The sequence below is a fragment of the Streptomyces sp. SID12501 genome, from assembly GCF_010550245.1.
In the GTDB taxonomy this organism is placed as follows: Bacteria; Actinomycetota; Actinomycetes; order Streptomycetales; family Streptomycetaceae; genus Streptomyces.
This window is the reverse complement of sequence record NZ_JAAGLU010000006.1, coordinates 226,240-249,475: the sequence shown is the minus strand read 5'-3', so window position 1 is coordinate 249,475 and position 23,236 is coordinate 226,240. Positions and strand designations below refer to the sequence as shown.

General features: G+C 69.4%; 17 protein-coding genes and 1 tRNA gene. 12 read left to right on the top strand and 6 right to left on the bottom strand.

Annotation, left to right across the window (positions count from 1 at the left end):
• Positions 1-9: 9 nt before the first annotated feature.
• On the bottom strand, positions 10-957 hold the full coding sequence (locus tag G3I71_RS09180; RefSeq protein ID WP_164313445.1) for a methionyl-tRNA formyltransferase: 948 nt from the start codon (positions 955-957) through the stop codon (positions 10-12).
• Positions 958-1,042: 85 nt separating this feature from the next.
• On the opposite strand from G3I71_RS09180, the gene G3I71_RS09175 reads away from it, so the two are divergent.
• From G3I71_RS09175 to G3I71_RS09160, 4 genes are all read left to right on the top strand, one after another.
• On the top strand, positions 1,043-2,395 hold the full coding sequence (locus tag G3I71_RS09175; RefSeq protein WP_164313444.1) for a lysine N(6)-hydroxylase/L-ornithine N(5)-oxygenase family protein: 1,353 nt from the start codon (positions 1,043-1,045) through the stop codon (positions 2,393-2,395).
• A 99-nt stretch (positions 2,396-2,494) separates the two neighbouring features.
• Positions 2,495-4,192, top strand: coding sequence for an ABC transporter ATP-binding protein (locus G3I71_RS09170; protein WP_164313443.1), 1,698 nt, complete (start codon positions 2,495-2,497; stop codon positions 4,190-4,192).
• Positions 4,189-6,018: an ABC transporter ATP-binding protein gene (locus G3I71_RS09165; RefSeq protein ID WP_164313442.1), complete on the top strand. Its 1,830-nt coding sequence runs from the start codon at positions 4,189-4,191 to the stop codon at positions 6,016-6,018. The genes G3I71_RS09170 and G3I71_RS09165 overlap by 4 nt, the downstream gene beginning before the upstream one ends.
• Positions 6,018-7,079 carry an iron-siderophore ABC transporter substrate-binding protein gene (locus G3I71_RS09160; protein WP_164313441.1) on the top strand — a complete coding sequence of 354 codons (1,062 nt, stop codon included), beginning with the start codon at positions 6,018-6,020 and terminating at the stop codon, positions 7,077-7,079. Before G3I71_RS09165 ends, G3I71_RS09160 begins: the two co-directional genes overlap by 1 nt.
• A 73-nt stretch (positions 7,080-7,152) precedes the next feature.
• Here G3I71_RS09160 and G3I71_RS09155 read toward each other — a convergent pair whose 3' ends face one another.
• Positions 7,153-8,640 carry a family 43 glycosylhydrolase gene (locus G3I71_RS09155; RefSeq protein ID WP_164313440.1) on the bottom strand — a complete coding sequence of 496 codons (1,488 nt, stop codon included), beginning with the start codon at positions 8,638-8,640 and terminating at the stop codon, positions 7,153-7,155.
• 296 nt (positions 8,641-8,936) lie between these two features.
• Here G3I71_RS09155 and G3I71_RS09150 point away from each other — a divergent pair, with 296 nt between their 5' ends.
• Complete coding sequence (locus tag G3I71_RS09150; protein WP_164313439.1) at positions 8,937-14,153, top strand: family 43 glycosylhydrolase; 5,217 nt, start codon at positions 8,937-8,939, stop codon at positions 14,151-14,153.
• A 167-nt stretch (positions 14,154-14,320) separates the two neighbouring features.
• On the opposite strand, the gene G3I71_RS09145 is transcribed toward G3I71_RS09150, so the two are convergent.
• A tRNA-Pro gene (locus G3I71_RS09145) sits at positions 14,321-14,394 on the bottom strand.
• Positions 14,395-14,495: 101 nt separating this feature from the next.
• On the opposite strand from G3I71_RS09145, the gene G3I71_RS09140 reads away from it, so the two are divergent.
• The 4 genes from G3I71_RS09140 (at position 14,496) to G3I71_RS09125 (ending at position 18,668) form a co-directional block, all read left to right on the top strand.
• Positions 14,496-15,032 (top strand): DUF309 domain-containing protein, encoded by a 537-nt coding sequence (locus G3I71_RS09140; protein WP_164313438.1) that lies wholly within the window; start codon positions 14,496-14,498, stop codon positions 15,030-15,032.
• 47 nt (positions 15,033-15,079) lie between these two features.
• Positions 15,080-15,868 carry a precorrin-6A synthase (deacetylating) gene (gene cobF, locus G3I71_RS09135; protein ID WP_164313437.1) on the top strand — a complete coding sequence of 263 codons (789 nt, stop codon included), beginning with the start codon at positions 15,080-15,082 and terminating at the stop codon, positions 15,866-15,868.
• Positions 15,869-15,939: 71 nt separating this feature from the next.
• On the top strand, positions 15,940-18,030 hold the full coding sequence (locus G3I71_RS09130) for an MDR family MFS transporter (protein ID WP_164313436.1): 2,091 nt from the start codon (positions 15,940-15,942) through the stop codon (positions 18,028-18,030).
• 113 nt (positions 18,031-18,143) lie between these two features.
• Positions 18,144-18,668 carry a hypothetical protein gene (locus tag G3I71_RS09125; RefSeq protein ID WP_164313435.1) on the top strand — a complete coding sequence of 175 codons (525 nt, stop codon included), beginning with the start codon at positions 18,144-18,146 and terminating at the stop codon, positions 18,666-18,668.
• Here G3I71_RS09125 and G3I71_RS09120 read toward each other — a convergent pair whose 3' ends face one another.
• Positions 18,669-19,463 carry a sulfite exporter TauE/SafE family protein gene (locus G3I71_RS09120; protein ID WP_164313434.1) on the bottom strand — a complete coding sequence of 265 codons (795 nt, stop codon included), beginning with the start codon at positions 19,461-19,463 and terminating at the stop codon, positions 18,669-18,671.
• Between the two features lie 158 nt (positions 19,464-19,621).
• Here G3I71_RS09120 and G3I71_RS09115 point away from each other — a divergent pair, with 158 nt between their 5' ends.
• From G3I71_RS09115 to G3I71_RS09105, 3 genes are all read left to right on the top strand, one after another.
• On the top strand, positions 19,622-20,470 hold the full coding sequence (locus G3I71_RS09115) for an alpha/beta hydrolase (RefSeq protein WP_164313433.1): 849 nt from the start codon (positions 19,622-19,624) through the stop codon (positions 20,468-20,470).
• Between the two features lie 113 nt (positions 20,471-20,583).
• Positions 20,584-20,826 carry a WhiB family transcriptional regulator gene (locus G3I71_RS09110; protein WP_203729725.1) on the top strand — a complete coding sequence of 81 codons (243 nt, stop codon included), beginning with the start codon at positions 20,584-20,586 and terminating at the stop codon, positions 20,824-20,826.
• 36 nt (positions 20,827-20,862) lie between these two features.
• Positions 20,863-21,345, top strand: coding sequence for a Dps family protein (locus G3I71_RS09105; protein ID WP_164313431.1), 483 nt, complete (start codon positions 20,863-20,865; stop codon positions 21,343-21,345).
• An 86-nt stretch (positions 21,346-21,431) separates the two neighbouring features.
• Here the strand turns inward: G3I71_RS09105 and G3I71_RS52645 are convergent, their stop codons facing one another.
• Together G3I71_RS52645 and G3I71_RS09095 are read right to left on the bottom strand one after the other, a co-directional pair.
• Positions 21,432-21,569, bottom strand: coding sequence for a hypothetical protein (locus tag G3I71_RS52645; protein ID WP_343242890.1), 138 nt, complete (start codon positions 21,567-21,569; stop codon positions 21,432-21,434).
• A 498-nt stretch (positions 21,570-22,067) separates the two neighbouring features.
• Positions 22,068-23,234 (bottom strand): sensor histidine kinase, encoded by a 1,167-nt coding sequence (locus G3I71_RS09095; RefSeq protein ID WP_164313430.1) that lies wholly within the window; start codon positions 23,232-23,234, stop codon positions 22,068-22,070.
• Positions 23,235-23,236 lie beyond the last annotated feature (2 nt).

Genomic DNA, 23,236 nt, shown 5'->3' with positions numbered 1-23,236 from the left:
CCCTCGCCGTCAGGGACGCGACGTCAGATACCCACCCATCGTCCGGAAGTACTCCGTCGCCGCGAGCTCCGAGCCGTCCTCCGTCCGTACCCGCTTCACCAGCAGCCCCCGCAGACGTCCGTTCCGGGCCTCCGTGCCCGCGACCACGACGATTCCGTCGCCCTCGCGGATGAAGATCCGGCCCGGGGTGCCGCCGTAGCAGCCCTCGGACACCTCGGCCTCGACGATGCGTATCCGCTGCCCCTTGTGATGGGTGAACGCGTTCGGATACGGGTCCGACTGGGCGCGGATCAGTCGTTCCAGGGACTCGGCCGGCCAGGACCAGTCGATGCGACTGTCCTCCAGGGAACGCTTGTGGAAGAAGCTCGCACGGCTGCGGTCCTGGGGAATCCACTCCGCGCGCCCGGAGGCAATGAGCCCGAGGGACTCGTGGACGACCGGTGTGATCAAGTCCACAGTGCGGTTGAAGAGGTCCGTCACCGTGTCGCGAGCGCCCACCGGGACCGCCCGTTGCAACAGCACGTCACCGGCGTCGAGCTCTGCGTTCATACGGTGGGCGGTGACACCGACCTCCCGTTCACCGTTGATGAGGGCCCAGATCAGCGGGGAGAAGCCCGCGTACGCCGGGAGCAGAGAGTCGTGGATGTTGAGCGTGCCGTGCGCCGGGAGGTCGAAGATCTCGGGGGGCAGGACTGTTCGCCAGTTGTTGGCGACGATCAGATCCGGCGCCAACTCCCCAAGTTTGGCGAGGAGTTCGGCATCGTCGGGCCGGTTGCGCAGCAGCACCGGGATGCCGTGCTTCTCGGCGAGGTCGGCCACCGAGTCGTCCCAGATCTTCTCGTACACGTGGTCGCTCTTGGGGTGGGTGACCGCCATGACCACCTCGTGCTCGGACTCCAGCAGGGCCTGGAGCGTGCGGTGCCCCCAGGTCTGATAGCCGAACATGACGACCCGCATATTCGATCCTTCCGTAGGACACACCATTGCAAGGTAAGGCTAACCTTATTTAATATCAGTGGCGCCTAGGGGAAGGGAAGTTGCGGTGAACGCACTGCACGACGAGCCGGACGCCATCCATGACGTGCTCGGAATCGGATTCGGCCCGTCAAATCTGGCGCTGGCGATAGCCATCGCGGAACACAACGCACAAGCCGCGCCCGAGGAGCGGATCCACGCCGAGTTCCTGGAGCGCCAGCCACGGTTCGGCTGGCACCGCGGCATGCTCATCGACGACGCGACCATGCAGGTGTCCTTTCTCAAGGACCTGGTCACCATGCGCAACCCGACCAGCGATTTCAGCTTCCTGTGCTTCCTGCGGGACCGCGGCCGGCTGGTGGACTTCCTCAACGCGAAGACCCTCTTCCCGCTGCGGATCGAGTTCCACGAGTACTTCGAGTGGGCGGCGGGCCGGATCGCGGACCAGGTGACGTACGACGCCGAGGTCGTCTCCGTGGAGCCCGTGCTGACCGACGACGGCGAGGTCCGCTGGTTCGACGTCGTCAGCCGCGTGCCGGGCGATCCGGGGCGTACGGTGGTCCGCCGGGCCCGCAACATCTCGGTCGCCGTCGGTCTCGAACCGCACGTACCACCGGGCACCGCCCTGTCGGACCGTATCTGGCACAACAGTGAACTGGTCCCGCGCACCCGCGAGTTGACCGGCTCGGGCGCCTCGGTGGGCCGCATTCTCGTGCTCGGCGCCGGCCAGAGCGGCGCCGAGGCGGTCGACTACCTGCACCGCTCCTTCCCCGGCACCGAGGTCTGCGCGGTCTTCGCCAAGTACGGCTACACGCCCGCCGACGACAGCCCGTTCGCCAACCGGATCTTCGACCCGGAGGCGGTGGACGTCTACTTCCAGTCCCGGCCGGAGGTGAAACAGTCCCTGCACGACTACCACCGCAGCACCAACTACTCGGTGGTCGACATGGACCTGATCGAGACGCTCTACGCCACCATGTACCGCGAGAAGGTCCAGGGCAACGAGCGGCTGCGGATGCGCAACGTCTCCCGCATCCGGGACGTCGAGCAGCTGGACGACCGGCTGGACGTGACCGTCGAGTATCTCCCCACCGGGGAACGGGAGGTGCTCTCCTGCGACGTGCTCGTGCACGCCACCGGCTACCGTCCCCGCGACCTCGACACCATGCTGGGCAGAGCCGCCAAGCTCTGCCTCCGGGACGACAACGACGCCGTGCGGGTCGGCCGCGACCACCGCGTCGAGGTCACGGCCGAGGTCACGGCCGGCATCTATCTCCAGGGCGCGACCGAGCACACGCACGGTCTCACCTCGACGCTGCTGTCGACGACCGCCGTGCGCTCGGGAGAGATCCTCGACTCCCTGCTCGGCCGTCGCGCGAGCGAGGCCGTCGTCGGAGCTGGGCAACCATCTGGAACTTAGAGTAGCCTCACCTAAGTTTTAGGCCTGTCCGAGTGCACGTACACACCCTCGGACAGGCCCTACTGGCCCAAACTGTCGTCCGATCCCGGAGGGGTAAGGGTGAGTAGTCCTTCACAGCTGTCAGGGCGGGACGTCCTGCGGCAGGCGGTCAGAGGGCAGCGGCGTGACGTCGCCCTCGGCGCGATCCTCGGCTCCGGCCACCAACTCGGCGAAGTGATGGTGCCGGTCGTGATCGGCCTGGTCATCGACCGCGCCGTCGCGGGCTCCGACACCGGCGCCCTGCTGAGCTGGCTCGCCGCCCTCGCCGTCGTCTACGTCGGTCTCGCGCTCAGCTGGCGCTTCGGCGCCTGGTCAGCCGACCGGGCCGCCGCCCAGGCCGAACACACCCTCCGCATCACCCTCGTACGCCGGGTCCTGGCCCCCGGCGGCGGCGCGGAGGAGGGCCGGCTGCCCGGCGCCCTCGCCAACATCGCCACCGAGGACGCCAAACGCGTGGGCGCCGTCAGCACGGCGGCCATGGGCGGGATCTCGTCCCTCGCGGGCATTCTCGTCGGCGCGGTCGTGCTGCTGCGCATGTCCGTCACGCTCGGGCTCGTCGTGCTCCTCGGCACTCCTGTTCTGCTGTGGCTCGGCCACCTGTTGAGCAAGCCGCTGGAATCGCGCAGCGAGGCCGAGCAGGAACAGGCCGCGCACGCCTCGGCCGTCGCCGCCGACCTGGTGGCCGGCCTGCGCGTCCTCAAGGGCATCGGCGGCGAGTCCACCGCGCTGGCCCGCTACCGCACCACCAGCCGCGACTCCCTCCAGGCCACCCTGAAGGCGGCCCGCGCGCAGGCCTTCCAGAGCGGCATGGTGCTCGCTCTCACCGGCTGCCTGATCGCCGCCGTCGCCCTGGTCGGCGGTCGGCTCGCCGCCCAAGGGGACATCAGTCTGGGCCAGTTGGTGTCGGCCGTCGGGCTCGCCGTCTTCTTCGTCGGCCCGCTGGAGACCCTCGCGTGGGTCAACGCCGAGCTCGCCCAGGGCCGGGCCTCGGCCAAGCGGATCGCGGAGGTACTGGCCGCCCCGCACAACGTCACCCCGGGCACGGCGAACCTGGCCCGGCCGGTGCGCGGCGCGGTGCGGCTCACCGGCGTCAGCCTCGGCGGGCTCAAGGGCCTCGACCTCGACATCGCGCCGGGCGAACTGCTCGGCGTGGTCGCGACCGACCCGGCGCACGCCACCGACCTGCTGCGCTGCCTGGCCCGGCAGTGCGACCCGGATGCGGGCACCGTCGAGCTCGACGGCGTCCCCCTGCGGGACCTGGACCCGGCCGAGCTGCGCACCGCGCTGCTGGTCGCCGAGCACGACGCCGACCTCTTCGAGGGCACCGTCCGCGGCAACGTCACGGCAGCCGCACCCGAACACATCGACCCCGGACAGGCGATGACCGCGGCCGGGGTCGCCCAGGTCGCGCAGACCCTCCCGGACGGCGAGGAAACGGCAGTCAGTGAGCGGGGCCGCTCGCTCTCCGGCGGGCAGCGTCAACGCGTCGCGCTGGCAAGGGCGTTGGCGGCCGAGCGGCCCGTCCTGGTGGTCCACGATCCGACCACCGCCGTCGACACGGTGACCGAGGCGGGCATCGCGGGCGGAGTCCGGGAGATCCGCAAGGGCCGTACGACGGTGCTGGTGACCACCAGTCCCGCACTGCTGTCGGTCACCGACCGGGTCGTACTGCTGGAGGACGGGCGGGTCACCGACACCGCCTCGCACGCCGACCTGATCGACCGGCACGAGACCTACCGAGCGGCGGTGCTGGCATGACGGGCAACGAACTCCCTTCCAGCACCAGAGAGTTGCTGCCCACCGCGACACCTCGGCGCACCCGTGCCGCGGTCCGCGAACTGGTCCGCCCGCGCCGCCGACTGGCCCTCGGCGCCTTCGCCGTGATGGTCGCGGCGACCGCTGTCGGGCTGCTCGTACAGCCGCTGCTCGGCCGCATGGTGGACCTGGTCGCCGAGCACCGCCCGCCCGACGACCTCACCCTTCCCGCCGTCCTTCTGGTCCTGGTGGCCGTCGCGCAGGGCGCCTCCACCGCGCTCGGGCTGTCCCTGGTCTCCCGGCTCGGGGAGACCGTGCTGGCCCAGTTGCGCGAGCGGTTCGTCGAGCGGGCGCTGCGGCTGCCTCTGGAGCAGGTGGAGAAGGCCGGGTCCGGCGACCTCAACGCCCGTGTCACCAGGGACGTCTCGGTGGTCGGCGAGGCGGTGCGGGGCGCGCTGCCCGAGCTGGCCCGCTCCCTGCTCGCCATCGTGCTGACCTTCGCCGCGATGACCGTACTGGACTGGCGCTTCCTGCTGGCCGCGCTGCTCGCCGTGCCCATCCAGGCCGGGACCGCACGCTGGTACGTACGCAACGCCGTGCCGCTGTACGCCGAGCAGCGCATCGCCACGGGGGCCCAGCAGCAGCAGTTGCTGGACACCATCGCGGGCGCCGGTACCGTACGGGCGTTCCGGCTGGAGGAGCCGCACACCGAGTCCGTCACCCGGCGCTCGTCGGCCGCTGTCGCGCTGACGATGCGGGGCGTGCGGCTGGTGCTCGACTTCTACAACCGGCTGCACATCGCCGAGTACACCGGCCTCGCCGCGGTCCTGGTCACCGGGTTCCTGCTGGTGCGGGCCGACTCCGTGTCCATCGGTACGGCCACGGCCGCCGCGCTCTACTTCCACAGCCTCTTCGGCCCGGTCAACCAGGCCCTCGCGCTGCTCGACGACGCCCAGTCGGCGACGGCGGCCCTGGCCCGGCTGGTCGGCGTCGCCGACGTCCCGGAGCCCGAGGCCACTCCCCCCGCGCCCACGGCACAGCGGCGCGAGCCCGGCACGGTCACCGTGACCGGCGTCCACCACGAGTACCTGCCCGGGCGTCCCGTCCTTCGGGACGTCCATCTCACACTGGCCGCCGGGGAGCGGGTCGCGCTGGTCGGGCCGAGCGGCGCGGGCAAGACCACGCTCGCCAAGCTCATCGCGGGTGTGCACGAGCCGACCTCCGGCACGGTTCGGCTGACCGGCGCCTCAACGTCCGCCGAAAGCCTGCAAGTTGCCCTGGTCACCCAGGAGACGCACGTCTTCGCGGGGCCGCTCGCCGACGACCTGCGTCTCGCTCGCGCCGACGCGTCGGACGAGGCCCTGCGTGCGGCCCTGACCGAAGTGGGCGCGCTGGAGTGGGTGTTGGCGCTGCCCGAGGGCCTGGCCACCGTCGTCGGCGAGGGCGGCCACCGGCTCACCGCCGCCCAGGTGCAGCAACTCGCCCTGGCCCGACTGGTACTGGCTGATCCTCCGATCGCCGTGCTGGACGAGGCGACGGCCGAGGCCGGCAGCACCGGCGCGCGGCTGCTGGAGAAGGCCGCCGACCGGGCGATCGAGAACCGCACCGCGCTCGTGGTCGCCCACCGACTCACCCAGGCCGCCGACGCGGACCGGATCGTCGTCATGGACGGCGGCCGGATCGTGGAGAGCGGCACCCATGACGAACTGTGCGCGGCGGCCGGCACCTATGCCTCCCTGTGGCAGGCCTGGTCCGGCACCCGTACGCAGGCCGAGAAGCCCCCCACGCGTCCCAGCACCGACACAACCACCACCGTGAAGGACCACTGATGTTCGGCTCTCCCAGAGGCACTCGGCTCGCCGCGGCGCTGACCTCCGTACTGCTCCTCTTCGGCACCGCCGCCGCCTGCGGCTCCGACGACGACTCCGACACGGCCGGCTCCGCCGCCGACGCGTCCGCCAACTCCGCGTTCCCGGTGACCCTTTCGCACAAGTACGGCAGCACCACGATCAAGTCCGAGCCCAAGCGGATCGTCACGGTGGGTCTGACCGACCAGGACGCCGTCCTCGCGCTGGGCAAGGTTCCGGTCGGTACGACCGAGTGGCTGGGCGGCTACAAGGGCGCGATCGGCCCGTGGGCGGCGGACAAGCTGAGCAGCGCGGCGGCACCGACCGTCCTCAAGGACACCGGCACGGGCCCGCAGACCGAGAAGATCGCCGCCCTCCGGCCGGACCTGATCCTCGCGGTCTACGGCGGTCTGACGAAGGCGCAGTACGACACGCTGTCGAAGTTCGCCCCGGTGGTGGCCCAGCCGAAGGAGTACAACGACTACGGCGTGCCGTGGCAGAACCAGACCGAGATCATCGGCAAGGCGCTCGGCCAGGAAGCCAAGGCGAAGGAGCTGGTCACCGGGGTCGAGGCCGACTTCAAGAAGGCGGCGACCGAGCACCCCGAGTTCGCCGGCGCCAGCGGCGTGATGGCGACCCCGTACGAGGGCATCTTCGTCTTCGGCAGTCAGGACTCGCGCTCGCGCGTCCTCACGGACCTCGGTTTCAAGCTGCCGACCGACCTGGACAAGGTGATCGGTGACGAGTTCGGGGCCAACATCAGCAAGGAGCGCACCGATCTCCTGAACACGGACGCGATCGTGTGGATCGTCTCCGACACCACCAAGGACAAGGCGACCCTGCGCAAGGACCCCCTGTACGCGGACCTGAAGGTCGCCAAGGAGGACCGTGAGGTCTTCGTCAAGGAGTCCAGCGACTACGGCAACTCGGTTTCGTTCGTATCGGTGCTGAGCCTGCCGTACATGCTGGAGCGGCTGGTCCCGCAGCTGTCGGCGGCCGTCGACGGCAAGACGGCCACGAAGGTGACCGAGCCGGCCAGCTGACGACCCATCACATGAGTGTGGCCCGACCGGAGTTCCACTTCCGGTCGGGCCACCATCTCTCGCTGCTACCGGCTCACGTGGTGGGTTTGATCTGCCACTGCTGGCAGTTGTTGCCGAGCCACGTCCACTGGCGTACGTCGGCGCCGTTCGCGGTGGAGCAGTCGGCGACGTCGGCGACCTTGCCGGTGGACTCGTTGACGATCCGGACGTAGTCGCCGGTGGCCGTGTAGACGAGCCTGAACTTCTGGCAGTTGTTGTTCAGCCAGGACCACTGGCGCAGATCGGTGCCGTCGGCCGTGGCGCAGCCCGCGGTGTCCATCACCTTGCCGGTGGCGACGTTGACCAGTCGGCTGGTGTCGTTGGCCTGGTCCTCGATGCGCCACTTCTGGTTGGTGCCGCCGTTGCAGGTCCACTGGAGGATGTTGGTGCCGTCGGCAGTGTTCCCGCCGTCCACGTCGAGGCACTTGCCGCTGTTGCGGTTCACCAGCGTGTACGCGGTCGGGGTCGTCGCGGTCTCGCCGGACGGGCCGGGCAGTGTGGTGCCGAGCGCGACCGGGGTGCCGAAGTTCGGTGTGCCGTCCGTGTTCCAGGTGAACTTCTGGGCGCGGGTGGTACGGCCGTTGCCGCAGCCGCCCGAGGCCGAGTCGTTGGCGTGGTAGACGATCCAGTTCTCGGTGCCGTCCGGTGAGGTGAAGAACCCGTTGTGGCCCGGCCCGTAGACCCCGGCGGCGTCGTTACGCTGGAAGACGGGCGTCTGCTTCTTCGTCCAGGAGGACGCGAGCAGCGGGTTCGTGCCGGTGAGTTCGAGCTGGCCGAGCTTGTAGTCGGCGGTCTGGCAGTAGCTCGCGGAGAAGGTGAGGAAGGTCCGGCCGTCGTGGTAGAGCGGCTCAGGGCCCTCGTTGACGGGCGCCCCGGAGGTCTCCCAGGCCAGCGTCGGCTGCGAGATGAGGCTGAAGGTGGAGCCGCTGACCGTGTACGGGTTGGTCATGGGCGCGATGACCAGGCTCTGCTTGCTGCCGCCGATGGCACCGCTGCCGACCAGGTAGAGCTTGCTGTCGTACGTCAGCACGGTGGCGTCGATGAGCCAGCCGCCCGGGTCGAGGTTGGACCCGGTGAGCTGGTTCTTGAAGGTGTACGGGCCCATCGGGTCGGTGCCGGCGCTCTCCACGACGTACGTCCGCTGCTGGTCGCAGCAGGCGGCCCCGCTCGGCGCGCCGGAGTAGTACAGATACCAGTGGCCGTCGAAGAAGTGCAGCTCGGGCGCCCAGAAGTTGTTGTTACGGGTCGAGGTGGTGTCACTCCACACCTGCACGCTGGGAGCCGTGGCCAGCCCGGCCAGGGTCGGCGACTTCCGCATGGTCAGGACGCCGGTGAAGGACGTGGTGACCAGGTAGTAGTTGCCGTTGTAGTACTCCAGCCAGGGGTCGGCGCCCTTCTGGGACTTGACCGGGTTCGTGTACGGCCGACCCTCGGCCGCGGCGGCGGGCTGGATGCCGACGACAGGTACGAGCAGCGCCAGCAGCGCCGCCAGGATGGTCAACCAATGACGTGTACGGAACACGACAGGTCCCTTCTCGTAGCCATATTGTTCGAAATCCCGTACCGCGTACGTAACTTCGACCAGAACATAGGGACGTGAGGTACACGAGTCAACGCTTGTGACAGGTTCCGTTCCGATTGACGCCACATCACGTAAATAACAACTTGTTCGACCTGTCGAACGTTGTTCGAAAGCTCTTGACGGCTCTGGTCGCACCGATTGACACTCTCGCAACGCGCGGACACACAGACGAAATCTGATGTCTCCCGTTACACCCCCCTACCTCCCCCCGTGTCCGAGCAGAGGAAGCCGAAACGATGCAACTCGCGAGATCACGCGGCCGCAGCAGACCATGGTCGGAAAGGCTCGCCGGCCTGACCGCAGCATCGCTTCTTCTCGGCCTCGCGGGGCCGTTGGCCATGTCGGTCCCCGCCCACGCCGCGGCGGCCGACATCACCGACGGACTGGCCCTCTGGTACAAGCTCGACGCGGCCTCCGGCACCACCGTCGCCGACTCCTCGGGCAACGGCCGTACCGGCACGGTGACCGGGACCGCCGGCTGGTCCAACTCCGGTGACGGGCTCGCCTTCAACGGATCCGACACCTACGTCAAGGTGCCGGACAACATCATGAGCGGCCTGACCTCGATCTCCGTCTCGATGGACGTGAAGGTCGACGCCGCCCAGTCCAGCCCGTACTTCATCTACGGCTTCGGCAACACCAGCGGCTCGGCCGGCAACGGCTACCTGTTCACCACGGGCAACTCGTACCGGACCTCCATCGCCAGCGGCAACTGGTCGACGGAACAGACGACGCGCACCGCGGGCACGAACCTGCAGCGCGCGGTCTGGAAGCAGATCACCTACACCCAGACCGGCAACACGGGCGTGCTCTACGAGGACGGCGTGGAGGTGGGCCGCAACACGGCGATCACCCTCACTCCCGGCTCCATCGGCTCGGGCACGACCACCGCCAACTACATAGGCAAGTCGGTGTATCCCGGCGACAACCTGTTCAAGGGCAACATCCGCGACTTCCGGGTCTACGACCGGGCGCTGGCCGGCTCAGAGGTCGAGGAACTCTCCCTCCCCGTCGCCACGCAGGGCGTCGCCGCCGACAAGTCGGACCTGACACTGGGCGACACGAGCGCGGTGATCGCCGACCTGACCCTGCCGAGCGCGGGCCCCTCGGGCGGCTCCGCCATCACCTGGGCGACCGACAACGCCTCCGTGGTCTCGGCCTCCGGCGCCGTCACCCGCCCGGCCGCCGGTGAGCCGGACGGCCACGCCACGCTCACGGCGACCCTGAAGAAGGGCCCGGTGAGCGACACCAAGACCTTCGACGTGACGGTCCCAGCCACCTTCGACGACGCCACCGCCACCGAGCGGGCCGCCGACGCGCTGACCGTCCCGAACATCGACGACGTGCGGGGCAACATCACGCTGCCGTCAACGGGCGTCTACGGCACGGCGGTTGCCTGGTCCTCGGCGAACACCGACGTCATCGGGACCGACGGTGTGGTCCACCGCCCCGCGCACGGCGCCGGCGGCACGACGGTCGACCTGACCGCGACGATCACCAAGGGCACCGCCACCACGACCCGCACCCTGACGGCCAAGGTCCCCGAACTCCCCGTGAAGGAAGCCCTCAAGGGCTACATGTTCAGCTACTTCACCGGCGAGGGCACCTCGGACGGCGAACAGCTCTACGCGGCCCTCAGCAAGGGCAACGACCCGCTCAAGTGGCGGGAGTTGAACGACGGCAAGCCCGTCCTGACCTCGACACTCGGCGAGAAGGGCCTGCGCGACCCGTTCATCATCCGCTCCCCCGAGGGCGACAAGTTCTACCAGATCGCCACCGACCTGCGGATCTACGGCAACGGCGACTGGGACGCCTCCCAGCGCACCGGCAGCAAGTCCATCATGGTGTGGGAGTCCACCGACCTGGTCCACTGGACCGACCAGCGCCTGGTGAAGGTCTCCCCCGACTCGGCCGGCAACACCTGGGCGCCGGAAGCCTTCTACGACGCCGAGCTCGGCTCGTACGTCGTCTTCTGGGCCTCGAAGCTGTACGACAACGCCGACCACTCCGGCGACACGTACAACCGCATGATGTACGCGACCACCCGTGACTTCCGCACCTTCAGCACGCCCAAGGTGTGGATCGACCGCGGCTACTCGGTCATCGACTCCACAATGATCAAGGACAAGGACACCTACTACCGCCTCTCCAAGGACGAGCGGAACAACAGCTCCTCCTCCCCGAACAGCAAGTTCATCTTCGAGGAGAAGAGCGACTCGATCCTCAACCCGTCCTACACCGCCGTCGCCGAGGGCATCGGCAAGGGCACGATGAGCGCGGCCGAGGGTCCCCTGGTGTTCAAGTCGAACACCGAGGAGAAGTGGTACGCGTTCCTCGACGAGTTCGGCGGTCGCGGCTACATCCCCTTCGAGACGACGGACCTGGCCTCCGGCGTCTGGACCCCGTCCACCAGCTACGACCTGCCGTCCAAGCCCCGGCACGGCACCGTGCTCCCGGTCACCCAGGCCGAGTACGACCGGCTCCTGAAGACCTACCAGCCGGACCAGATCATCACGAGCGCCGAGGACGTCAAGGTCGAGACGCGCATCGGTGACGCCCCGGTCCTGCCCGCCACCGTAATCGCCGAGTCCGCGGACGGTGTGAAGCGGCCCGTCGCCGTCACCTGGGAGGCCGTGGCCGAGTCGCAGTACGCGCAGGCCGGCACCTTCACGGTGAAGGGCGACCTGGCGGGCGACTCCGCGATCGAGGTCAGCGCCGAGGTCACGGTCTCCACCGAGGGCCCGGACGTCCCGGCGGACCTGGTCCTGCACTACGACTTCGACGAGACGGGCGGCAGCATCGCCCGTGACTCCAGCGGCCACGGCTACCACGGCACGTACGTCCGAACTCCCGACTTCGGTACGGGAGTCGAGGGCGGCTCGTTCAAGATGTCCGGCGGCAACAGCAGCTCCAGCTCGCCTTACGTGAAGATCCCCAACGGGGTCCTGAAGGACACCACCAGCGTCACCGTCTCCACGTACGTCAAGTGGAAGGGCGGCGACAACTTCCAGTGGCTGTTCGGCCTCGGCCCCGACAGCAACAAGTACCTGTTCGCCTCGCCCTCCAACGGAGGCGGCAAGCTGTTCTCCGCGATCACCAAGGCCACCTGGTCCGGTGAGAAGCAGATGATCGGCGGCTCCCAGCTCACCGCCGGCGAGTGGAAGCACGTCACCGTCACGTTGAACGGCGCGACCGAGACGGCGATCCTCTACGTGGACGGCGCCGAAACCGCCCGCGTGAACGGTGTCACCATCAAGCCCTCCGATCTGTACGACCCGGCGAAGGACTACTCCGGATACATCGGTAAGTCCATGTACTCCCCGGACCCGTACTTCGGTGGCGAGGTCGACGACTTCCGGATCTACAACCGGGCCCTGACGCCCGCCGAGGTCCTGGAGATCAGCGGCAACACCACCGGGATCGCCGCGGCCACCCACCCGGCGCTCAAGGTCGACGCGATCATCACCGACAAGGACAGCAAGGTCGTCCTGCCGCTCACCCCGGGCAGTGACATCACCGCCCTGGCACCGGAGTTCACCCTGGCCCACGGTGCGAGCATCAGCCCCGCCTCCGGTACCCTGCACGACTTCACCGAGCCGGTGAAGTACGAGGTCACCGGCTCCGACGGGAAGAAGCGCACCTGGACCGTGACGGCCGTGGAGATGAAGAGCCCGGTGCTGCCGGGCCTCAACGCGGACCCGAACATCGTCAGGTTCGGCGACACCTTCTACATCTACCCGACCACCGACGGCTTCGACGGCTGGAGCGGTACGCAGTTCAAGGCGTACTCCTCCACCGACCTGGTCCACTGGAAGGACCACGGCGTCATCCTCGACCTGGGTCCCGACATCAGCTGGGCCGACAGCCGCGCTTGGGCGCCGGCCATGGAGGAGAAGAACGGCAAGTACTACTTCTACTTCTGCGCCGACGCGAACATCGGTGTGGCGGTGTCCGACTCCCCGACGGGCCCCTTCAAGGACGCCCTGGGCAAGCCGCTGCTGAAGGCCGGTGACTACACGGGCCAGATGATCGACCCGGCGGTCTTCACCGACGACGACGGCCAGTCGTACCTGTACTGGGGCAACGGCAGGGCCTACGTGGTGCCGCTCAACGCGGACATGGTCTCCTTCGACGCGTCGAAGGTCACCGACATCACGCCGAGCAACTACAACGAGGGCTCGTTCGTCATCAAGCGCAACGGGACCTACTACCTGACGTGGTCGGAGAACGACACCCGGGACGAGAACTACCAGGTGGCCTACGCGACCGGTTCCTCGCCCATCGGCCCCTGGACCAAGCGCGGTGTGATCCTCCAGAAGGACCTCTCCCTGGGCATCAAGGGCACCGGCCACCACTCGATAGTCCACGTGCCGAACACCGACGACTGGTACATCGTCTACCACCGCTTCGCGATCCCCGGCGGTGACGGGATGCACCGCGAGACGACCATCGACAAGATGGAGTTCGACGCCGACGGATCAATCAAGAAGGTCGTCCCGACCCTGTCGAGCATCGACCCGGTGACGATCGTCCACGCGGGTGCGGACGCAACTGGCCAGGAAGGCAGCGCGATCCCGCTCACGGGCACCATCTCCGGTGCGGGCAAGCCGAGTTGGAGCGTGAGCCCGACAACCCCCTGCACGTTCTCCAGCAGGACCACGATCCCGACGTCCATCACCTGCCAGGACAACGGCACGTACGAGGTCACGCTGACGGGTGGCCGCAGCAAGGACACCCTGACGGTGACGGTCACGAACGCGCCGCCGTCGATCACCTCGGTCCAGGGCCCGAAGACCCCGGTCCCGGCGGGCAAGAACACCCCGGTGCGCATCTCGGCGAAGTTCACCGACCCGGGCCGCGCCGACACCCACACCTGCAAGATCGACTGGAAGGACGGCACCACCCCGACATCCGGCAAGGTCACGAACGGCACCTGTGAGGCGAGCCACGCCTACCTGACGGCGGGCATCCTCCGCCCCACGGTCACGGTGACGGACGACGACAAGGCCGCGGCCACCGTTCAGCTCCCCGAGCTGATCGTGTTCGACCCCAAGGCCGGCGTGGCGGGCACCGGCGTGATCGCTTCCCGGCCGGGCGCCTACCCGGCCGACCCGAAGCTGACCGGCAAGGCGGCCTTCTCCTTCGGCGCCTTCTACCGGAAGGGCGCCACGGTCCCGACGGCCACGGCCTCCTTCGACCTCGCGGCGCCCGGCAAGTCCAAGGCGAAGGTGCGGCTGCGCTCCACGTCCTCGGACTGGCTGGTGGTCACCGGCTCCACCGCGGTGTACCAGGGCTCCGGCACGGTCAACGGCAAGGACGGCTACGCCTTCCGCATCACGGCCACGGACAAGCCGGACACGTTCCGCATCCGGATCTGGAAGAAGTCCACGGGCGACGTCGTGTACGACAACCGCACGGGGACCGCGGCCAAGGGCATCGTCTTCCGCCGATAGGCAGGAGGCACAGGTCGCGCCGGACATCCGGACCTGAGGGCGCGCACACCGAGTTGGGCCTGACCGCCCGCTCGATGTGCGCGCCCTCGGCGTTCCGGTCCCCGAGAACGACTCAGGGGCTGTTTCGGAGTGATCCGAAACAGCCCCTGAACTACGACTCTCACAAGTCGGGACGACAGGATTTGAACCTGCGACCCCTTGACCCCCAGTCAAGTGCGCTACCAAGCTGCGCCACGTCCCGGTGCGTCGTCCCGCGGTTGCCCCGCGTGATCACGCGAGCAGAACTTTACCCCACGTCAGGGGCTGCCCCGAAGACGGCAGGTGGCGCGCGACAATCGGTGTATGAGCAGTACGTCGGAAGGTCGGGCAGCAGCAGGCGGGCGACGGGACCGGGACGGGGAGGGGCGGGCGCGCAACGCGCGGCCACGGGACGGGCTCGGGCGCCCGCTGCCGTACGGCGAGCGCGGGGTGGACCGGCAGCCCGAAGGGGTCGTACGCCGTCCCGAGGACAGCGTCGCCGAGGCGCAGGCGCTGCTGGACGCGGGGAAACCGTTCCACGCACACGAGGTTTTCGAGGACGCCTGGAAGTCGGGGCCGGAGGAGGAGCGCGGCCTGTGGCGGGGGCTCGCGCAGCTGGCCGTGGGGCTCACGCACGCCGCGCGCGGGAACGTGACGGGCGGTGTCCGGCTGCTGCGGCGCGGGGCCGGCGCGGTCGAGGAGTGGGCCGTCGTGGTCGGGCGACCGCTGCCGTACGGGATGGACCTGGCGGGAGTCGTCACGTGGGCGCGGGAGCTGGCGGCGGAGGTGGAGCGGGAGGCCGCGGCTGTCGACGCGGTGGCTCGGGCGCCACGGTTGTCGGGCCGTACCGTCGGAGGCTGACCCGGGACGAAGGCCACGTTGTCAGTGGTGTGCGGCAGACTCGGGGCGTGCGGAAGATTCATGTCATCGGTATCGGCTCGGGCGACCCCGATCAGCTCACCCTGCAGGCGGTCAGGGCGCTGCGGGGCACCGACGTGTTCTTCGTCCTCGACAAGGGCGAGGCCAAGTCCGACCTCGTGCGGTTGCGTCGGCACCTGCTCGACACGCATGTGCCGGAAGGGACGTACCGCCTGGTCGAGGTGCGCGATCCGGAGCGGGACCGGACGGCCGGCGGCGCCGCGTACTCCCCCGCGGTCGTGGACTGGCGGCGGGCCCGGGCCGAGATCTACGAGCGGCTGATCGCCGGGGAACTCGGCGAGGACGAGAACGGGGCGTTCCTGGTGTGGGGCGATCCCTCGTTGTACGACAGCACGCTCGGGATTCTGGAGGAGATCCTCGGGCGGGGCGCGGTGGACTTCGAGTACGACGTCGTGCCCGGCATCAGCAGTGTCTCCGCACTCGTCGCCCGGCACCGCACAGGGCTCAACCGGGTCGCGCGTCCCGTCCAGATCACCACCGGGCGACGGCTCGCCGAGGGTTTTCCGGCGGGGGTCGACGACGTGGTGGTGATGCTGGACGCCCATCAGGCCTTCCGGGAGTACGCCGACGAGGACATCGACATCTACTGGGGTGCCTACATAGGCACCCCGGACGAGATCCTCGTCTCCGGGCCGATCGCCGAGGCCGCACCCCGGATCGAGCGGCTGCGTGCCGAGGCCCGTGAGCGCAAGGGCTGGATCATGGACACGTACCTGCTGCGCCGGAACCCCGGGAGGCCTCGGCCCGAGCAGCCGTAGGCACCGGGGGCCGGGCACCCTGCCGGACGCCACCCCTTGCACGGGTGTACCACCGGTGTGATCGTGACCTCGTGACAGTCGCCCAGGACACCGCACCGCCCGTCGCCGCGCAGCCACCCGTGCTGGACTCCCGCCGCCGCAACGTCGTCTTCGTCACGATCATGCTCGGCATGCTGCTGGCCGCCCTGGACCAGACGATCGTCGGCACGGCCCTGCCGACGATCGTGTCGGACCTGGGCGGTGCCGAGCACATGTCGTGGGTGGTGACGTCGTATCTGCTGGCGGAGACCGTGGCCACGGTGCTGGTCGGCAAGTTCGGCGACCTGTTCGGCCGCAAGGTGGTCTTCCAGGTCTCGGCGATCGTCTTCATCACCGGTTCGTTCCTGTGCGGGCTCGCCACGAACATGACGCTGCTGATCGCCTGGCGGGCCATGCAGGGCGTCGGCGCGGGCGGGCTGATGGTCACGGCGATGGCCCTGATCGCGGACGTCATCCCGCTGCGGGAGCGCGGCAAGTACCAGGGCGCGATCGGTGCCGTGTTCGGTGTGGCGACGGTCATCGGGCCGCTGCTCGGCGGCCTGTTCACCGACCATCTGACCTGGCGCTGGGCGTTCTACGTCAACGTTCCCATCGCCATCGCGGTCGTGATCGCGGCGGCCCGCACCATTCCGGTGGTGAAGTCGGCGGTACGCCCGGTCATCGACTATCTGGGCATCGCGTTCGTCGCCATCGGCGCCAGCGCACTGATCCTGGCGACGAGTTGGGGCGGCAACCAGTACGCGTGGGGTTCCGGCGTCATCATCGCGCTGTTCGTCGGCGGCGCGGTCTCGCTCGGCCTGTTCTGCTGGGCGGAGTCCCGCGCGGCCGAACCGATGCTGCCCATGCGGCTGTTCGGCAACCCCGTCTTCACGGTCTGCTCGATCCTCAGCTTCATCGTGGGGTTCGCGATGCTGGGGGCGATGACGTACCTCCCGACCTTCCTCCAGTACGTCGACGGCGACTCGGCGACGGTCTCCGGCGTACGCACCCTTCCCATGGTGCTGGGTCTGCTGATCGCGTCCGTCTTCAGCGGCAACGTGGTCAGCAAGACCGGCCAGTACCGCTTCTTCCCGGTCATCGGCTCGGCGGTGATGGGCCTGGGCCTGTATCTCCTCTCCCTCATGGACGCGTCGACCAGCACCTGGCTGGCCTCGCTCTACATGTTCGTCCTCGGCACCGGTATCGGCCTGGGCATGCAGGTGCTGACGATCGCCGTGCAGAACACCGTCGAGTACGCCGACCTCGGCACCGCGACCTCCGGCGTCACCTTCTTCCGTACGCTGGGCAGCTCGTTCGGCACCGCGGTCTTCGGCACGCTCTACACCAACTCACTGACGCCGAACCTCTCCGAGGGCATCGCCGAAGCCGCCCGTACGGGCACGGCGGACCAGGCCACGATCACCAGGGCGGCCACCAGCCCGGACGGCCTGCACCACCTCCCCACCAAGGCGGCCGAGCCGATCATCGGCGCGTACGCGGACACCATCCAAACCGTCTTCCTGTGGACCGTGCCGGTCGCGCTCCTCGGCTTCGTCGTCGCCCTGTTCCTCAAGCAGGTCCAGTTGCGCGACAGCGCGCGGATGGCTTCGACGGACATGGGCGACGGCTTCGCGACGCCGAGCAGTCCTGACTCGCGCCGCCTGCTGGAATCCTCGGTCGGCAAGATCATCGGCAGTACGGATCTGGACACCGCGCGCCGGATCGTCAGCGACTCCGACACCCGCCTCGACATCGCGGGCGCCTGGGCCGTGATGCAGGTCGAGCTGTTCACCCGTATGGTCGGCCACGCCGGCCTCGGTCTGATCGCCGCCCGCCGCCACATGCCGCCCGAGGTGCTTGTCCCGGTCTTCGACCGCATGGTCGAGGAGGGTTATCTGACCCGTACCGGCTCCTTCTTCTCCCACACCGAGGCGGGCACCCGCGAGGCCGAGGTGATCGGCAAGGCCTGGGGCACCTGGCTGGCCGGCCGAGTGGAACAGGACCTCGGCCACTCATCGGGCGACGATCTGCGCGCCGCGGTGGACACGATCGCCAAACGCCTCCTGGTGGAGGACCTCAGCAGCAGCCTGCCGGCCCGTCCTGCGGCACTGTCGGGAGCGGGCGGGGGTACGTCCGGGGCGTAGTCGGTGTCACGTGCGAGCAGCCCCGGCCGACTGCGGGTGCCCTCCGCGCGAGGCCGTTCCCGCGAGCGAGAAACCAGGTGCCCCGTCACTCGGGCCACGGCCATACTCCTGTCATGTCCCCGGCCCCGTTGCGCTTCCGCGACCCCCGCAGCACGAGGTACGACTTCATCGGCTCCGTCCTGGTTCGCTGTCCACGCTGTGAGCGTCCCGCACATGTCCAACGGGATCCTCACGAGGAGCCGGACCAGGCGATCCGCTCGGTGCTGTTCTCGCCGCGGCGCCTCGTGTGCGGCGGCTGCGGTCTGTCCCGCAGTTGGTCCGGCAGGTCGGTCAGGTTCCCGGGCAGCATCGGCGCCCCGGCACGCGACCCGTACTTCCACATCCCTGTGTGGCTGCAGACGGAGACCCGTCACGGTTGCCTGTGGGCGTACAACCTCGAACACCTGGCCTACATCAGGCGGTTCGTCGCGGCGTCCCTGCGCGAGCGGGCGCCCTGGTACGACACCGGTCAGAAGATGACCCTGGTCGCCCGGCTGCCGGTGTGGACAAAGAGCGCCAAGAACCGGGACGAGGTGCTGCGCGCCATCGATCGGATGCGGGCCACGCTCGGCGCGAGTCGGCGCCCGGACGGCCACTGATCAGCGCAGCAGCAACTGCGCCCCGCCCACCACCGTGGCCGCGATCACCAACTGCTCGAACAGTCGCTGGTTGATTCGGCTCACAGCCCATTTGCCGAGAAACGCGCCGGGTACCACGAACACCACGAGCGCCGCGTCGAGCAGGAGCGAGTGGCCGTCGATCAGGCCCAGACCGGCGCTGAAAGGGACCTTCGAAACGTTGACGATCAGGAAGAAGAACGCCGACGTGCCCAGAAAGCTGAGCTTCCGGAAACCGGCCGAGAGGAGATACATCGACATGACCGGGCCGCCGGCGTTGGCGACCATCGTCGTGAAGCCGCCGAGGACGCCGTAGGAGCGGGCCTTGAAGCGGCCTGCGGGTGTGCTCACCGCTTCCGGTTCGTCGCCGTCCGATTCCGGCTCCGATTCCGGCTCCGCCCTCCGTCGGCGCCACACCGTCACTCCGGCCATGAACAGCACGATCGCCCCGATCGAGGTCCGTACAACCTTGTCGTCCGCCCACACCAGGAACACGGTGCCGACGACCACACCCACCGCGACCGCCGGGAACAGCCGCCACAGGGTCGGCCAGTGAGCGTGCCGGCGGTATGTCAGCACGGCGAGGACATCCCCCGCGATCAGAATGGGCAGCAGTACGCCGGTGGACTCGCGGGCGGGCAGGACGGCCGCGAAGATCGCCAGGCTGACCGTGTTGGCCCCGCTCACGGCGGTCTTGGAGAAGCCGACGAGCACCGCCGCGGCGGCCAGCGCGGCGAACTCCCAGTGCGTCATGTGCCAGAGCGTCATCGTGTTCATGCGGACACCGATGCTAAGCCCACCAAACTGCTGCAGTAAGCACCGTCTCGCCAGGTGACCCCTGCCCCATCCCGACGCGTCACCGTGGACCGGCAACTGGGCCCCTGAGAAGATCCACACACACCAGGCACACGTTCAACGACGCACCCGGAGCAGCCATGGCCGAGTCCCGCGAGTACGTCCTCACCGGCACCAGGGGCGCGATCGCCGTCCGCGAGTGGTCCCCACCCGCCCGCAGCGATTCCGAACGTCCACTCTGCCCGCCGCGCTACCTCGCCCTCCTCTCCCATGGGTACGGCGAGCACGTGGGCCGCTACGAGGAGCTCGCCGACGTCCTCGTGGCCCACGGCGCGACCGTCCTCGGCCCCGATCACCAGGGACACGGCCGGTCGGCGGGCGAACGGGCGGTGATCGTGGACTTCGAGGACGTCGTCACCGACCTGCGCACCGTCGCCGACCACGCCCGGACCACCCACCCGGATGTGCCGGTCGTACTGATCGGCCACTCCGCCGGCGGCCTGATCGCGGCCCGCTTCGCACAGCGGTACGGCGACGAACTCGCCGCGCTCGTCCTGTCCGCGCCCGTGCTCGGCAACTGGGACCTCCCGGGGCGGCTGCTCGAACTCGACGAGATCCCCGACCGGCCCATCAACCCGGCCGCGCTGTCCCGCGATCCCGCGGTCGGGGCGGCGTACACGGCCGACCCGCTGGTCTGGCACGGCCCGATGAAACGGCCGACGCTGGAGGCGTTCGTACGGACACTGGGGACCGTCGCGAAAAGCGGTGACGTCGGACCGCTGCCGCTGCTGTGGCTGCACGGCGACGACGACCGGCTCGTCCCGCTCGCCGGGAGCCGCGTCGGCGTCGAGGAACTGCGCGGCACCGACTGGACCGAGCGGATCGTGCCGGGCGCCCGGCACGAAGTCTTCCTGGAGACGGACAGGGCGGCGGCCTTCGCCGAGCTGACCGGTTTCGTGGACCGCGTGCTCACGCCCCGCGCCGAATGATCAGCCTCTCCCCCGCCTGTTCACCTCCCCTCCGGGCCCTGATCGCTCTCCGTCGTCACCGGTGGCCGGTTCCGTCACGTTTCCGCCCCTCCGACCTGGGCACCCGCGTTTCCATGGAGTGGTTGCGGCGAGCGGCCTGCACGGGAGAGGACCCCGAACTGTTCTTCCCCGCGGGCACGAAGGGGCCGGCGGTGCGGGACATCGCCGCCGCGAAGCGTGTGTGCGCCCACTGCCCGGTGACCCCGCAGTGCCTGGACTGGGCACTGCGCAGCGGTCAGACCTCGGGCGTGTGGGGCGGCACCTGCGAAAAGGAACGCGCCGCGCTGCTCCGCACCACGCGAGAACGGGTCCGGTAGCGAGAATCCGGACCGCGAAACGAGGAGGAGCACCCCATGACCGTCGTGAAGAGCAGCCTGCCCGAGCCGGCGCGCCGGATCACCGGCGACGCCCTGCAGGCGACCCTGGTGGATCTGCTGGCGCTGTCACTGATCGGGAAGCAGGCCCACTGGAACATCGTGGGGCCCAGGTTCCGATCGATCCACCTGCACCTCGACGAGGTCGTGTCGGCGGCCCGCGCGTTCTCCGACACCGTCGCGGAGCGCGCGGCGGCGCTCGGCGTGTCGCCGGACGGCCGCCCGGAAACCGTCGCCTCGGCTTCCGTGTTCCAGAGCCCGAAGGACGGCTGGATCCAGGACACGGAGGTCGTCCAGCTCCTTGTCGAGGCGCTGGCGACGGCGATCGAACGCCTGCGTGAACGCATCGGCGTGACTGAGGAAGCCGATCCGGTGACCCAGGATCTGCTGATCGGCATCACGGCCGAGCTCGAGAAGCAGCGCTGGATGTTCGAGGCGGAGAACGCGACCCGCGGCGCCTGACCCGATTTCCTTCCGCTCTCCCCTCTCCCTCCTCGCCCCGACAGCCGCCCCGTCCCCCCGTCCACGCTCAGGTCGAGTCCATGTCCTCAGCGGAGGACCTTGCTGACGAGTCCCACGCACTCGTTCTCGCGGACGCCAGGGCGGAGCTGCCCGTACAGGTCCTCGTAGGTCCCGTCGACCATCGCGCGGGCCTGGGTGAGGAGGGAGAGCACGTCCGGGTTCATGCGTCGACGGCCTGGAGGAAGACCTGCCGGCCGTCGCCGCTGTCAATGCCCTCGGCGCGCAGGGCCATCAAAATCGGCATCGCGGCCAGGTCGACGCCTCGTGGTTCGTCCCCGAGGCCGTGGGCGCGCAGTTCGATGGCGATCTTGGGGCCACGTCCTCGGTGATGCCCGGGTCCGGGTGGAAGGCGCCGCGCAGGGTGGAGATCCCGGCGCGGGCGCCGGCCGGCGGGTCACCCTTGCCGTGGCCGCAGTCGGCCCAGGGGTTGTAGAGCTGGTGGTGCCGGCCGGGGAGCCGAAGTCCCGGAGGACCGGTTCGCCGCCGCGCACCAGCAGCGCGAAGCGGATCAGCTTGTCCATGGCCCAGGTGCCGACGTGGGTGAACGCCACGCAGCGGATGTCGGCGAAGCCGAAGCGGAGCACGACGTCCAGTTCGGACTGGTTCGGCGCCTGGAGCCTGGACAGCAGATCCCGGTCGTGCCACCGGAGAACTCCGCCGCGTCATGTCCTGCCCGTGGGGAAGAGTGCCCGTACCTCCCACCCCTGCGTCTGTCCGGCCGGGGGCCCCGCGCGCAGGTCACCGCCGAGAGCCGTGACCCGTTCCGTGAGACCGACCAGGCCGAAACCGCCACCGTGCGCGGCGGCCGGAAGCTGAGTGCCTCCCCGGCCGTCGTCGGTCACACCGACCTCCAGTCGGCGGCCGTCGTGGCGGAGCCGGACGGTGATCTCGCCGGCGTCGGCCGCGTGCCGTCGTACGTTCGTCAGTGCTTCCTGCACCACCCGGAACGCGGCGGCCTGCACCTCGTGCGGAAGGTCGTCCGGCACCGTGGGGCCGCGGTCGAGGGTGACGTGCTGGACCGGGCTCGCGAAGCCGTGCGTCAGTTCGGCGATGCCAGCCAGGTCACCGACGGGTCTGCGGTCGGCAGCGTCCGGGCCGGTGTCCCGCAGCACGCCGACGGTACGGCGCATCGACGCCAGGGCTTCCGTGGCCGCGCGTTCTATGCCCGCGAGGACGGTGTCCAGGTTCTCCGGCTGGGTGGTGGCCATCATCCGGGCCATCTGGGTCTGGACGAGGATGCCGGTGACATGGTGGGCGACGAAGTCGTGCAGGTCGGCGGCGATCGCCACCCGTTCCGCCCGCCGGGTCTCGACGACCGCCACGGCCCGCCGGTAGTCCTGTGAGCGCAGGAACGCGGCCAGACCGGCGACGAGGCCGATCAGGACGAGCGCCACCATCATGAAAGCCATAAGGCTGGACATGTCGTCCTGGTAGAAGCGCGCGGGTGTGCCGAGCAGCGCGGCGCCGTTCAGTACCCCGCAGACGACGGCCCAGGGCTGGGGACAGTGCCGTACCGCGACGAACAGCAGACTCAGCAGCACGACTGTCTCGGCCGGGCCGAACGAGGCCTGGCTGCCCAGCAGCAGCGAACCCGCCGTGAACAACAGCGAGGCGACGGCCGGTGCGCCCGTGCGCAGCTGCGGCGTGAGCCAGTCCGGAAGCCGCCGGGCCGGCCACAGCAGGGCGGCGAACCCGAGAACCAGGACGACCGCATGCGGCCAGATCGCGTAGCCGCTCTCGCTCGCGCTGAACACGTCGAAGATCCCGGCCATGACCAGGAGCGTGACGACGAAAGCCCGGGCGCAGCTGCGGGGCGAATCCGATCTCATGC